Origin of the sequence: Wolbachia endosymbiont (group B) of Longitarsus flavicornis (genome assembly GCF_964028135.1) — a bacterium.
Lineage (GTDB): Bacteria > Pseudomonadota > Alphaproteobacteria > Rickettsiales > Anaplasmataceae > Wolbachia.
Map to the genome: position 1 here is coordinate 1604093 of NZ_OZ034758.1, position 13001 is coordinate 1617093.

Genomic DNA, 13001 nt, shown 5'->3' on the forward strand with positions numbered 1-13001 from the left:
ATTCTTTTTTTTACTCATGTCATTACTTCTTTTAATTTGTGAATCTTACCTGATTTTATAATACAGTTCATCACTTTTCCTTAACTTAATGGCAGTGGGTCTGATCTTACCCCCTCCGTTAAATTAAGTTGGTCTATTATCTGATTCATGTAGTCGAAAACTAATTGTAACTTTATTCCATACTTAGTATTGCTTTCATAGCCACTGTAGCTAGTACCATAACCTTTATACATCTCTTCCATACTGTTAGGTAGAGTAATATAGCTACTGTCCAATAATTTAACACTATTAAATTGCTGTAAGATTTTGCAATCAACTTGCAAGATATTTTTAAAGAGAATCACAGATTCATTATACATCCTTTTCATAAATTCCACTGCTTCTTCAGTAAATCTAAAATCCAAACCTTGTTTTGTTATATCTATCGAGTCCTCGTTTAGTAATTGACACATTGTTTCTACGCTACAATTATCAACTCCTATATTACCCAAGACCATGGCTTTTACGAATGATGAACCTTTTAGCTTTCTCTTTCTTTTTATAAACCTTGTTGTAATTGAGATTTTCTCTGCTTTTTCATTAAAAAATTCTTTGAGCTTTTTTGATAAGCTAGTTATTTTATTCATTGGTTCTCTCACTAAAAGTATATCTGGGAGAACTTATACCTTATTATTCTATCTCTTTCATACCTTTATTTCCTTAACTTGACGCGTATGGTTGTGCAAGCTGTGCGCGTAGGAATACATGAACCAACACGTGGAGATGAGGAAAAATTATAATTCATAAGAATCCTTTAAAAAATAACTATTAGATTATTATAGGATAAAAAAGTTAATGATTTAATAATTTTGAGGCTAAAATTAGAATATACAAACTTACAGTACATTTCAAAATACGACTTTAATATAGAAGATATTCGCATTGAAAAGCTTTGCCACAGCAAAATGCTGCTAAGATTTCAAGAAAAAGCTGTCAGTAGTCAAATTTATTGTATTTTAAAGCAAAATGTGAAGCACATGGTTTCCCATGTGCTATTGGAAGTACGTATAGCAAGAGTGAAAGAACGTACGTTTGTTAGTGATTTAAATCTAATCTCTTAGCAGAAAAAATCAAACGTATCACAAGGATTATAACATGTATCATAATAGTTATGATATGAGTTAAAATGATTGTGGCAGGAATTAGTAGCACAAGGTACAAATGGAGGTGTACAAGCTTGTGCACAGTTCGATACTGGTACTGGTAAAGCTGCTGGTAAATTATAAGCCATTGGAGGTGTGCAAGCTTGTGCATAGTTCGATACTGGTAAAGCTGCTGGTAGATTATAACCCGTAAATGGTAGTTTTGGTAAATTACTGTAATTATAAACCATAATGATCCTTAAAAAAATACTATGAGATTATTATAAATTAAAATGATTAAAAATTTAATAACTTTGATTATGAATCTAACATACCAACTAACGATATGATTTAAATTTTCCTTCAGTTTTTACTATATCTTCACCAATTTTGCATACAGCCCATCTTTACTCATTAGAGAATCATGAGCTCCTACTTCTTCTACTTTCCCGCAATTAATCACTATAATCTTGTCAGTTTTGAGTGCGGTTGATAGCCTGTGTGTGATTATGATTGTTGTTCTGTTTTGCATTAATTTGCTCAGTGCTTTTTGCACGAGGTTCTCACTTTTATAATCAAGGGCAGAGGTTGCTTCATCCAGTATTAAAACCTGAGGATTTTTCAGTATTGCTCTTGCTATTATAATACGTTGCTTTTGTCCTTCGGAAAGCTTTAGTCCTCTTTTTCCTACAAATGTATCAAATTTATCCGGCAGCTTATCAATAAATTCCATCGCATAAGCGCTGATAGCAGCTCGCCTGACTTCCTCATATTCAGCACCCGGTTTGCCGTATAGTATATTTTCCATTATTGAGCAAGAAAATATCATGTGATCTTGTGGTACTAAGCCAAACAGCGATCTTAGATCATTTAGCGCAATTGTCTTAATATTCTGTCCATCGATAGTAATACTGCCTTCACTTGGATCGTGAAAACGGAGCAGAAGCTTTAAAATGGTGCTCTTGCCACTGCCAGATGGTCCAACAATTGATACTGATTGGCCTGCCTCTATAGAAAATGATACGTTATTTAATGCTGGCTTATCAGCATAAAAAAATGTTACATCGTTAAACGCAATTTCTTTTTGAATACTATTAATTCTTATAGGATTTTCGCCATTTACTATAGAGCTTTTCATGTTCGTAAACTCAAACAAACGCTCTACAATTCCAAGACCTCGTTGTAAATCACTGATATTATCGCTCAAATTATTTATAGCTCCTGCCGCAAGCGCTGAATAAAACACAAATGAGGAGAGTTCTCCAATGGTCATATTATTACTTAAGACTTCTTTTATTCCAAAAAAAAGCAAAATAACTAGCGAACCTATCACACACGTGATAACTAGAGTTACTAAAATAGCACGCAAGAGTACTAATTTTACGTATGATTTTGATACTGAGTTTAGATGTTTCTGAAAACGAATTTTTTCATTTTCTTCTAGTACAAATGATTTAATGGTTACTATAGATCTAAAATTTTCCTCACTAAATGATGCAAGCTCACTTAATTTATCCTGAGCAAAGCGTGCATAATTGCGAACTTTTTTTCCAAGTGAAGTCATGATAATGAGCAGTATGGGTATTATTGCAGCTGCATATGCGGTTAAATGTAGATTTGTGTATAACAGCATTGCAACACTACCAGTCAGTACCACAAAATTCCTCAATATTGTCAGTAAGCTGCTGTTTATTATCGATTGCAATGCAGAGGTATCAGTAATGAGTGCTGAGATAACATCTTGTACGCCTGTGTTCTCAAAGAAACTTGGTTGCAAGTCAGTGATACTGCTATATAAGTCGTATCTGATTCTTGCGATAACTTTCTCGCTGCCAATGCCAATGAAATATAACCGAATAAATGCAGTGAAAGAAATGCCTAAAACTATCAGTATTGAAACTACGAGCTTGGTAGTAAAGTTATGCTCTGCGCCAGAATCAATTATGTTGCTTAAGCCCCTACCAAAAAGAAGAATCGTTAAAGCTGAAAATAGAACTGCAATAAAAGCTACGGTAAAATAATGTAGATTAGGTTTTATATAATAAAATAACTGCTTAATGTTAGATCGCATTTTATTTTTAAGTTAATTATATAGATTTTAGCTTCAGGAAAAAGTTACAATATTAGTTTACAGTGTACTTCGTTAGAGCAATACGTTCAAGAAACTTTAGCTTGATTTCTACTGAAGAAAAAACGCTGCGAAATTACAGAAAGTTAGCAAAAAAACTACTGAATAGACCAGAGTTTAATATTCATTTTGTTCCAATATGTAATGCTACTATTCCATAACTCATATTATAGAACTCAACATTCTTAAAGCCTATCTCTTCAATTTCCATTTTAAAATTAGTTTGAGTTGGAAATTCTCTGATGCTTTTCACTAAATATTCATAAGAACCCTTATCTTTAGCAACTATGCTACCAATTTTAGGAATTACTTTAAATGAGTATAAGTCATAAAATTTGGTGAATATCTCATTTTGATAATGCATAGGGGCAAATTCCAAGCAGACAAATTGTCCATTTTGCTTCAATACCCTACATGCTTCACTTAAAGCCTTCTTACGGTCGGAAAAGTTTCGAATACCAAAAGCTACTGTATAATAATCAAATTCGGAATCTTCAAATGGTAAACTCTCTGCATTTGCACATACCCAATTGAAATTTAGCTGATTTGAATTTATAGCTTTATCACGCCCTTTGTCCAGCATGTTTTGATTTATATCACATACTGTAACTTGAGTACTTGGTTCACCTCTTGCTATTCTTATAGCTATATCTCCGGTTCCTCCAGCAATATCCAAAACCTTGGAGTTCTTTTTAAAATGCACACTACTTACCATCTTCTCTTTCCATAGCCTGTGCATTCCAAGACTCATTATATCATTCATGATGTCGTAGCAATTTGCTACAGAATCGAAAACCTCTTTAACTAGTTGTGATTTATCCATATTTTATATAGAGATTGCTTACATAATTATTTTAAACTTTAGCAGTTAAATTAATATACTAATGAGAAAAATATACTACAATTAAACATATTTAATCCAGTAAATCATTAGTGTCGACAGCTTTTTCACAAAATATCATCTCTCTTATTATGATATTATCTGTAGCAGTTGTTGATATGGCAACAGACTTATACTCAGTTGCATTGCCAAGTATTGCCAACTATTTTAAGGTGAAAGGTAATATAGCGCAGCTTACGATCAGTTTAAATTTATTAGGAATTGCAATATCTGGATTAATTTATGGCCCATTGTCAGACTATTATGGTAGGCGCCTAATAATGCTTATTGGTATGACAATTTTTACTTTGGCAAGTATTGTATGTTGCATAGCTGATAATATTATACTTTTAATATTAATCCGTTTTATACAAGGAGCTGGAGCTGGTGTTGCAGGCGTTGTCGGATATGCAGCAATCAGGGATATGTACTCAGGTAGTGAATACTCAAGAGTAATCTCAAAGTTAAATATGGTAGTAGCGCTTTCACCTGGAATAGCTCCAGTGGTAGGCAGTTATATAATTTCACATGGTTATAGTTGGAAATTTTTGTTTTTTATCATATCACTTGCTGCAATTATTATGCTCATTTTTATTTACTCGAAACTACAAGAAACGGTGACCGTAAATAAAAGTAAAGCCAGCATTAATATCTTCAAGCAGTATATATTAATATTTAAGAATTATCGTTTTCTTGGGTTTTCAGCCATTCATGGATTAACTTTCATGTGGCTTTGGGCATACATTGCTAATTACCCGTTCATATTTGAATCAATGGGCGTTGAAGTACAATATTTTGGCTATCTCATATCAATCATAGTTATATTTTACATAATTGGAACTTTGATCAATAGAAGATATGTACCAAAAATAGGGGTTAGCAGGATGCTAATCATAGGTTTGATATTACCAATAATATCCGATGGTTTACTGGTATATTTTTATTTCATAAACAAGTTGAGTGTACTGATTCTTCAAGTTACTTGGATTCCGAGCAATATCGGGCTTGCACTTGTAATCAGCAATAACGTAACTTCTGCTTTAGAAAAGATCAAAGGTATAGGGCTTGGTAGTGCAGTTCTCTCATTTTGCAATATGATGTTTGGGGCTGTTGGAATATACATAGTAGGAAAATTCTTTTCTTATGGCATTTTACCAAATTTACTATTAACAGTTGTATGTTCTATAATTGCAATTCTTATATATAGTTTACTTAAATATACTGAAAAACACGAAGGATAATCATTATTTCTACAACCCAGATTTCATGAATTATTAATTACCTTACTATAGTAATGCAATTTTATAGAGAAGTGTTAAATGAATTATTCAATCAGAAATATAGATGCTGCTTTACTTGATGCTGCTAAAAGAGGTGATCTTAATGAAGCAAAGCGCCTAATAATTGAAGAAGCTGATGTTAATGCATATGATGGATCTCAAGGTAATTCTCTATATTGGGCTGTTAAAAATAATCATTCTTATATAGCAAAAGTTCTATTAGATAATGGAGCAGATTTTATTGCTTATGACTCTTCTCGAGAACGCCACGTGTTAAATAAATACGAAGAAGTAAAAGCTGAGCATTGTAAGGTTTCTCTACATCTGGCTGCCAGACTTGGCGACTTGAAAGCAGTAGAAGACCTATTAAAGAAAGAAGCAAATGTTAATACAAAAAATGATAAAGGACAGACTCCTTTAGATTTAGCTAAGACAGAAGAAATAAAAAATCTATTACAAAGCATAAAAGATGCCAATGACAAATTGCTTGAAGCTGCTAAAAGCGGTAATATTGATGATGTAGAAAATCTGTTAAATAGAGAAGAAAAAGTACAGGTTAACGCAGAAAATGAATTTGAAGAGACCCCTCTACACTTATCTGCTCAAAATGGACATAAAGACGTAGTGGAATTTCTACTCAGCAAAGGAGCAAAAATTGATGCAAAAAATGAATTTGAAGAGACTCCTCTACATTTGGCTGCTCAAAATGGACATAAAGGTGTAGTAGAATTTCTATTCAGTAAAGGAGCAAAGGTTGATGCACAAAGTGATGATCTAAGCACCCCTTTACATTTTGCTGCTAAATATGGACATAAAGACGTAGTAGAATTTCTACTCAGCAAAGGAGCAAAGGTTGATGCACAAAGTGATGATCTAAGTACCCCTTTACATTTTGCTGCTAAAAGTAGATATAAAGATACAGAAAAGATAGTAAAATTTCTACTTGATAAAGGAGCAGACGTTAATGCACAAAATAATGCAGGAGAAACCCCTTTACATTTAATTCTTCAAAAAATAGACCTAGATATAGATACAGATAAATTCTATACTCTACTGAACAAAAAAGGCATCAATGTTAATCTAACAGATAAAAATAAAGAGACTCCTTTGCATTTTTTTTTAAAAAAGAAAGCGATGGAGATACCTGAATTGGACTATCTACTGAAAGTAGAAAGTATCAATGTTAATTTACAAAATATAGATGGAAAGACTCCTTTACACCTGGTAATTGAAAAAAACAACTGGAATACATTGCCTAATGTATCGTGGAGCCGTGAAAAGATGGTCGATATTCTAATAGGAATGAAGGCAAATGTTAATGCAGTAGATAAGGATGAGAGGACTCCTTTACATTGGGCTGCAGGATATGGTAGAAAAGAGATAGTAAAAGCTCTAATAAACGCAGAAGTAAATGTTAACGCAGTAGATAAGGATGAGAGGACTCCTTTACATTGGGCTGCAAACTATGATAGAAAAGAGATAGTAGAAGCTCTAATAAACGCAGAAGCAAATGTTAATGCACAAGATAAATATGGAAAGACTCCTTTAGATTTAGCTAGCACAGAAGAAATAAAAACTCTATTACTAAAACCCCCCAAAAAAATTGATGACAGTATAGCATCAAAAGATAATGAAGTAGGTCAAGAGGAAGATGCTGAGCAAGAAGGTAATGCCCAACTAAGTTTACAAGAACAAGAGGAAGAATCACAGGAGATCAGTGCAGAAGAAGAAAGTGATGTAAAAATTGAAGCTGCTGATAATGGACATCTTCCTTATGCAGAACCTACACAAAATAGAGTATCGACAAATGAAGAGCAACCGAGCTCTTTTTTCGATAATTTGCTTAATATAATTATGAAGCCCTTTTCTTTAATTGCATCATTTTTTGGTGGCTTTTTTTCATGGTTGTTTGGATCTGATGAACCATCAACTGAATCTGATCAAATAATTGCACCAAGTAACTCAGGAGGAGAGGAGCTAACAAACTATCAAGAGGGTGACAATAATATTATATAATAGATTTCTTGCATAACTGGCATTCAAAGGAAAATCAATTGATGTCATGAAAGTAGCTGACACTGGCACCCAGTTAAATTTACGGAGTATAATGGATTCCAGTGTCAAGCACTGGAATGACAAGAAAGGGAGCACTGACTTGAACATTCCCCTGAACAGATACCTTGATACATTAAAGTTTCTAGGTTTGAGTAGTGAAATCCGATTCAGTGTGAAAATTAGCAAACTCCTTTTTAAGCTGTAGAATAAAATTTTTTATTTTAATGAAAAAATTGCTTCCGCATACTCAAGATGCCATTATAATGATGGTAAAGATATTTAGAGAGCTCAAAATCTATCTTGGTCTGCAGACCTTTTAACCAATTTTTCAATAAAAATTCAGCCACATCTGTTGTGTGTACATTCTGAATCTTTTTTATACAGGAGGATTTTATGTCCAGAATTCCAGATATTTGACCTTTACTTTAGCTAATAACAGGCACCTGTAGTTTTTAGAATTAGTGTTAACACGGTTTTTCTACTTTTTTTTTTCTTAATGTTTTAACTCAATACACACCATCATCATTTACTGCTTCTAAATATATTATTGCTAAACACACGCCGCTGTGTATTTCTATAGATAACTCATTGCCTAGACTTCGATTAAAGCAAGAATTCTTTCCTGGAAAAGCAAGGTTACTATGGCATAGTTCCCATTTTAATCCTTTAGTTGATATTTGAGCTTTCGGTATACCAAGTAAGGATATTTTAGTATTTTTTAGCAAAGAGGAAAAACAGGTAATACCCTTTTGTAAGGCGTACCCCACAATGGAAGGCGAAGGCATATAAAAGATACTATCTGTACTTGAAAAAATGTTGATATTTTGTAGTATATGATCAATTGCTCCTCCAGTAATACCCGTTACTATTGATGGCAATAACTTTACTGTTTTTAAGTGAGCCATTGCTTTAGAAAAGTCGCAATAATCTTGATCAGGTAGATATATCGTATTCAAATTAGCACGTAAATCCGGATTTACGCTATCCAAATCTCCTACTACAAGATCAGGTTTTACGCCAATTGATAGAAGCTTGTTTGCTCCTCCATCTACAGCAATAATAGGTATATCTCGTTTAAAAAACGATGAGCTTGGTATTTCTCCATTTAGCACTACAATAGAACGATATTGTTGTTGTGTACTGCAGTGCAGCACATGATCATGGTGCAGGTTTTGCATCGTAGTAACATTTTTGAATAATTGATATTATGCTAATCACTAATCCAGCAATATTGCTAAGCACCACAAAAATTGAGCTCTGGTAAAGACCATAGCCAATCCAAGACAATGAACAAATAAGATAGTTTACTAACATTAGCATCGATACATCACGAGTAACTTTAGTGATATATGCTTTATATACTTGAGGTGATAATCCAATTAGAGATGCAATTAACGCAATGAAGCCGAAGCATTCTTCAATATTTATATACATACATTTTCCTACGCTTGCTTTAACAATATCAGGTTCAAAGGGTTGTACTTTATGTACTCTCAGCTTTTCTAGAGCACCCCTAATGCGTGTAATTTATAACATCATTTAGTCTATTAATCAAGAAATTAATAGTGACTTGCATTCATGAAACCCAATCGGCTTCTATGCTAATTATTATCCAAACTAATCGTCGGTTGTGCATCTTGCTCAGAGATTAGGGCAACCAACAAATTATTTATCAATTGAACCTTTTGCTTGCCATCTAATTGTAAGCTTTTGTTTTTTTCAAAATGAGCTATTACTTCCTCGACAATTCCTATTGCATTTTGCACTATATGCCTTCTTGCCGAAGTGATAGCATGCGCTTGTTGACGCCTCAGCATTGCTTGTGCAATCTCAGATGAATAGGCCAAATGCGATATTCTTGCTTCTGCAATTTCAATTCCAGCAATATTCAATCTTTGTTGTAGCATTGACCGCAATTCATTTGAAATTTTGTCAGAGTTTTTACGCAAAGATTCTTCATCGTTTTCGCTATCATACGGATAATTACTTGCCAGTTCTCTAATTACTGAGTCACTTTGCACAAAAACAAAATCATGATAATTATTAACATTATAATATGCCTTCGCAGGACTGCTCACTCTCCAAACAATTACTACTGAAATCTCTATCGGACTTCCATTAGCATCATTAACTTTAATTTTTTCTGTATTGATATTCTGAAATTTCAAAGAAACTCTATATTTACTCGAAAATGGAAGCGTTACGCATATTCCAGACTTAAAATAAGTTCCAATATAATGACCAAAAAACTCTATCACTCTTGCTTCATTAGGATCATTAACGAAAAATCCTTGAGAAAAAGTCAATATTGAAACAGCAGCAACTCCAAGTGCAATTGTGCTGTCATACACAAAAAGTACCAATAAAATTAACCCTAGCGCTATTAGTACAGGAAAAGCCCGAATTTTACTTAGATTTCTATCATTTATTGTATTTTTATCTGTACTGTCTTCATCAGATTGCTTTTTCACTTGCACCCTCTCTGCTGATTATTTCATCTACCTTACTTACAAATAATTTAAACTCTCTTAATTCACAATCAGGCAACTTTATCTCATTGCCATGAGCTATCGTAAGCGGATCAATGTGTTTACCATTATACATAACTTCATAATGTAAATGGGGCCCTGTTGCAACACCAGTGCTACCAACATAAGCTATAACCTGACCCTGCTTTACTTTAGAGCCTAACTTTACATCGCTACTAAATTTGCTTATATGTGCGTAACAAGTTGAATATTTATTGTTGTGCTTTATTTTGATGTAATTCCCATAGCCACCATTCTTTCCTATATATTCTATTACACCTCCTGCAGTGGCGTGTATAGGAGTGCCAAGTTTAGCTGCATAATCTACTCCTTTATGAAAAGCAATTTTACCATGAATGGGATGCTTTCTATTACCAAAATTCGAGGATATACGAAAATCTCCGTTTAAAGGACTTACAAAAATTTCGCTACTCTTCAAGCTTACCCCCTCTTTATTAAAATACTCTTCTTTGCTGTTTTGTGACTCATAATAATATAAACTTATAGCTTTATTGCTTGTTGTGAGTGAAGTATATAAAATTTTTTCTTCAGCCTTCTGATTACCGAGCGATTTCTCAAAAAGAACCTCCAACTTACCTTTTGGCACAATGTCTTTTTTAAAATCTACACCATAATCTTTATATATGCCGATTAATCTCATTATTGTATCTGGCGCCAAACCTTCTGCATCAAAAAAAGAGGATTTTATGTCACTGGATATGAATAACAACTTTCTATCACTTTCTGTAGCTTTTTTTTTCCTGATCCCGTCTTGGAATAACACTGGAGAGTGGGTTAGTGTCATTCCAGTGCTTGACCAGTTTTTTAATCGAAAATGTTGTATAGCGTGCTGTTTACAATCAATTTCCAGTGTCTGGGCACTGGAATGACAATAGTCTTTCTGCGCAAATGTTTCAGTTGCATATGCTGGTAAAATACAAAGCAGTAGAAATATTACCAGCCTCATAGTTTATCAGCAAAAATAAAATTACCTTCAACATACTGCACATCATCATTATCTTCTAGCTCTTCAACTAATGTAGATAATTTATCAATTAATTCTTTGTCGCTAACTTCAATCAGGTCCTTTGGTTGACATGAAAGACGAGCAAGTTCTGGTTCTCCAAATTTTGTATAGAAAGCATCACGCACTCTACCAAAATCTTTCACTCCACAAGTTATAACATATAATTCTTCCTTGTTATTTTCCTCAACATTCAATACTTCTAATTCAATTCCATAGTTAAATAAATCTTCAAAATTTATACCCTCTGCTTTATAGACAATTAAGCCTACATGATCGAAAAGGTAACTCACACATCCTGTTTCTCCCAAATTACCGCCTTTGCGAGAAAAGATATAACGTATCTCAGAAGCGGTTCGGTTGCGATTATTCGTCAGAGCATGAACAATAATTGCAGTACCAGAAGGTCCGCAGCCTTCATATTGTATTTCTTCATAACTTTCTCCAGCAACGTTACCAGCTGCATTTTTTATTGCTGTTTCTATTTTATCTTTTGGTAAATTTTCCTTTCGCGCAGCAAAAATAGCAGAGCGAAGACGTGGATTGAGCTCGGGATCAGGCAGCCCTTGTTTTGCAGCAACTGTTATTTCCCTAATGAGCTTCGTAAATTTTTGCGAGCGCTTTGCATCTTGAGCACCTTTTCGATGTTTTATATTTGAAAACTGTGAATGACCAGCCATAAGAAAACTAATTCACCCCTTCTACTAACATATTTTCATACTGCTCAGCTTCTAAGTCAAGGCCAAGAGCTAAGTGAGCTGTTATTAAATAACTAATAACTCTAGAAGAATATTTATCGCTTATCATATTTTGAAAACGCTTAATTGCTGCTAAATATTCACCACGCTTTAGGTAAAATTCACCAATAGAATACTCTTTTTTTGATATATGTTCTGTGATTAATTTTTCTTTTTCTTTGATCTCTTCTATATATTCGCTATTCGGAAAAAGATTAATATATTCAGTAGCTAGCTCTAAAGTTTTATATGCAATTTGTTGCCCAAGCTGCACTTTGTTAATTTGCATGTAATAAGATAATACTCTTAAGTAATATACATATGGCAAATCTTCACCATTTGGATAAACGTATATATAATCATCCATATCACTTGCAGCACCGCTGTATTTACCCATATTATAGTGAGAAACCCCAGACAATAATTTGGCTTTCATTGCCCAATAAGATAAAGGATACAAATCCTCTATCTTTTGAAATGCTCTAATAGCTTGCTTATATTTTTTCTGATCATAAAGCTTAACTGCCTCCTCATATAGTTCAGTTTCAGTGTGTTCAAGATCATTCGCATACGACTGCGTGAAGGGGCAAGTCAGAAGAAAAAAGCATATGATTAAAGTCTTATACATAAGATTTTTTTTGATCAAAATAAAGTATAGACTAAATATTACCTAAATAAACAAATTTTTGGCATTATCATCGAACGAAAAGCGTCTCTTGGCCACCATTACCTATATTGCTCGCACCACCACCTATTGCAACACCCTTTCCACTCACTTCTACGTTCTCTAGCTTTCTACTATAAGAATGTGTGATCAATCCACTTCCTACCATCAAAAGAGCAATACCTACCAGACCTAAAGCAGGCCCAACAGCAGATGATGCTAATGCTACTCCAGAAATCAATATTATTTTCCTGATTAGTAATAAAGAAGAACCAGCGAGCATTAACTTAGCTGAAGACATATTGCTTGTCTTTTTTTCAAACTTCTCATCAAAGTCTTGCTCTTTTTCTACTTCATATTTTTTACTTTTCTTGTACTCGCGATAGCAGAAAGTAGCACTCGCTACAAAGTAAAATAGACTAGAAATTGAAAAAGCTACGTCTCCTATTATTCCTTGCTCCAATGCTTCACTTACTATGTTAGCCACAATAACTAATGTAACTAAAGCAGCATCAGCATAGTTAAAGTGGAGAGTAGACCGGCGGAGCTTCCCCACCAGTCTCTCGCAGAACTGCACGGAAACC

The 13001-nt window shown here is 33.7% G+C and carries 11 protein-coding genes, 1 pseudogene and 1 riboswitch; of the genes and pseudogenes, 2 read left to right on the top strand and 10 right to left on the bottom strand.

The features are described 5' to 3' along the window. Positions 1-98: 98 nt before the first annotated feature. The 3 genes and pseudogenes from ABWU45_RS07645 to ubiE form a co-directional block, all read right to left on the bottom strand. Positions 99-638, bottom strand: a pseudogene (locus ABWU45_RS07645) (IS4 family transposase); the annotation flags it as partial. Positions 639-1494: 856 nt separating this feature from the next. After that, positions 1495-3192, bottom strand: coding sequence for an ABC transporter ATP-binding protein (locus tag ABWU45_RS07650; protein ID WP_353278410.1), 1698 nt, complete (start codon positions 3190-3192; stop codon positions 1495-1497). A 181-nt stretch (positions 3193-3373) separates the two neighbouring features. Then, complete coding sequence (gene ubiE / locus ABWU45_RS07655) at positions 3374-4072, bottom strand: bifunctional demethylmenaquinone methyltransferase/2-methoxy-6-polyprenyl-1,4-benzoquinol methylase UbiE (protein WP_353278411.1); 699 nt, start codon at positions 4070-4072, stop codon at positions 3374-3376. Between the two features lie 149 nt (positions 4073-4221). Between ubiE and ABWU45_RS07660 the strand changes: the two genes are divergently transcribed. Next, positions 4222-5370: a Bcr/CflA family efflux MFS transporter gene (locus ABWU45_RS07660; protein WP_353278413.1), complete on the top strand. Its 1149-nt coding sequence runs from the start codon at positions 4222-4224 to the stop codon at positions 5368-5370. A 78-nt stretch (positions 5371-5448) separates the two neighbouring features. Continuing rightward, complete coding sequence (locus ABWU45_RS07665) at positions 5449-7425, top strand: ankyrin repeat domain-containing protein (protein ID WP_353278414.1); 1977 nt, start codon at positions 5449-5451, stop codon at positions 7423-7425. Positions 7426-7970: 545 nt separating this feature from the next. Here the strand turns inward: ABWU45_RS07665 and ABWU45_RS07670 are convergent. From ABWU45_RS07670 to ABWU45_RS07700, 7 genes are all read right to left on the bottom strand, one after another. Beyond that, a complete protein-coding gene (locus ABWU45_RS07670; RefSeq protein ID WP_353278415.1) occupies positions 7971-8642 on the bottom strand; it encodes a thiamine diphosphokinase in 672 nt (223 codons plus the stop codon). Then, complete coding sequence (locus tag ABWU45_RS07675) at positions 8623-8898, bottom strand: SemiSWEET family sugar transporter (RefSeq protein WP_006280002.1); 276 nt, start codon at positions 8896-8898, stop codon at positions 8623-8625. Before ABWU45_RS07675 ends, ABWU45_RS07670 begins: the two co-directional genes overlap by 20 nt. Further along, positions 8887-8989, bottom strand: a riboswitch (TPP riboswitch). It overlaps the preceding gene by 12 nt. A gap of 76 nt (positions 8990-9065) precedes the next feature. Continuing rightward, positions 9066-9935, bottom strand: a complete 870-nt coding sequence (locus ABWU45_RS07680) for an SPFH domain-containing protein (protein WP_353278417.1) — start codon at positions 9933-9935, stop codon at positions 9066-9068. Next, the gene (locus ABWU45_RS07685) at positions 9919-10959 is read right to left on the bottom strand and encodes a M23 family metallopeptidase (RefSeq protein WP_353278419.1); all 1041 of its coding nucleotides are present in this window, start codon (positions 10957-10959) and stop codon (positions 9919-9921) included. The genes ABWU45_RS07680 and ABWU45_RS07685 overlap by 17 nt, the downstream gene beginning before the upstream one ends. Beyond that, a complete protein-coding gene (locus ABWU45_RS07690) occupies positions 10956-11696 on the bottom strand; it encodes a YebC/PmpR family DNA-binding transcriptional regulator (RefSeq protein WP_353278421.1) in 741 nt (246 codons plus the stop codon). The genes ABWU45_RS07685 and ABWU45_RS07690 overlap by 4 nt, the downstream gene beginning before the upstream one ends. Before the next feature lie 7 nt (positions 11697-11703). Beyond that, a complete protein-coding gene (bamD, locus tag ABWU45_RS07695) occupies positions 11704-12381 on the bottom strand; it encodes an outer membrane protein assembly factor BamD (RefSeq protein ID WP_353278422.1) in 678 nt (225 codons plus the stop codon). A gap of 67 nt (positions 12382-12448) precedes the next feature. Next, on the bottom strand, positions 12449-12973 hold the full coding sequence (locus ABWU45_RS07700) for a hypothetical protein (RefSeq protein ID WP_353278423.1): 525 nt from the start codon (positions 12971-12973) through the stop codon (positions 12449-12451). Between the last annotated feature and the right edge of the window lie 28 nt (positions 12974-13001).

Excerpts from the sequence above, each read along its gene's own strand:
- ABWU45_RS07690 (WP_353278421.1), bottom strand. The coding sequence starts at position 11,696 with ATGGCTGGTCATTCACAGTTTTCAAATATAAAACATCGAAAAGGTGCT.
- ubiE (WP_353278411.1), bottom strand. The coding sequence starts at position 4,072 with ATGGATAAATCACAACTAGTTAAAGAGGTTTTCGATTCTGTAGCAAAT.
- ABWU45_RS07650 (WP_353278410.1), bottom strand. The coding sequence starts at position 3,192 with ATGCGATCTAACATTAAGCAGTTATTTTATTATATAAAACCTAATCTA.
- ABWU45_RS07665 (WP_353278414.1), top strand. The coding sequence starts at position 5,449 with ATGAATTATTCAATCAGAAATATAGATGCTGCTTTACTTGATGCTGCT.
- bamD (WP_353278422.1), bottom strand. The coding sequence starts at position 12,381 with ATGTATAAGACTTTAATCATATGCTTTTTTCTTCTGACTTGCCCCTTC.
- ABWU45_RS07675 (WP_006280002.1), bottom strand. The coding sequence starts at position 8,898 with ATGTATATAAATATTGAAGAATGCTTCGGCTTCATTGCGTTAATTGCA.
- ABWU45_RS07660 (WP_353278413.1), top strand. The coding sequence starts at position 4,222 with ATGATATTATCTGTAGCAGTTGTTGATATGGCAACAGACTTATACTCA.
- ABWU45_RS07670 (WP_353278415.1), bottom strand. The coding sequence starts at position 8,642 with ATGCAAAACCTGCACCATGATCATGTGCTGCACTGCAGTACACAACAA.
- ABWU45_RS07685 (WP_353278419.1), bottom strand. The coding sequence starts at position 10,959 with ATGAGGCTGGTAATATTTCTACTGCTTTGTATTTTACCAGCATATGCA.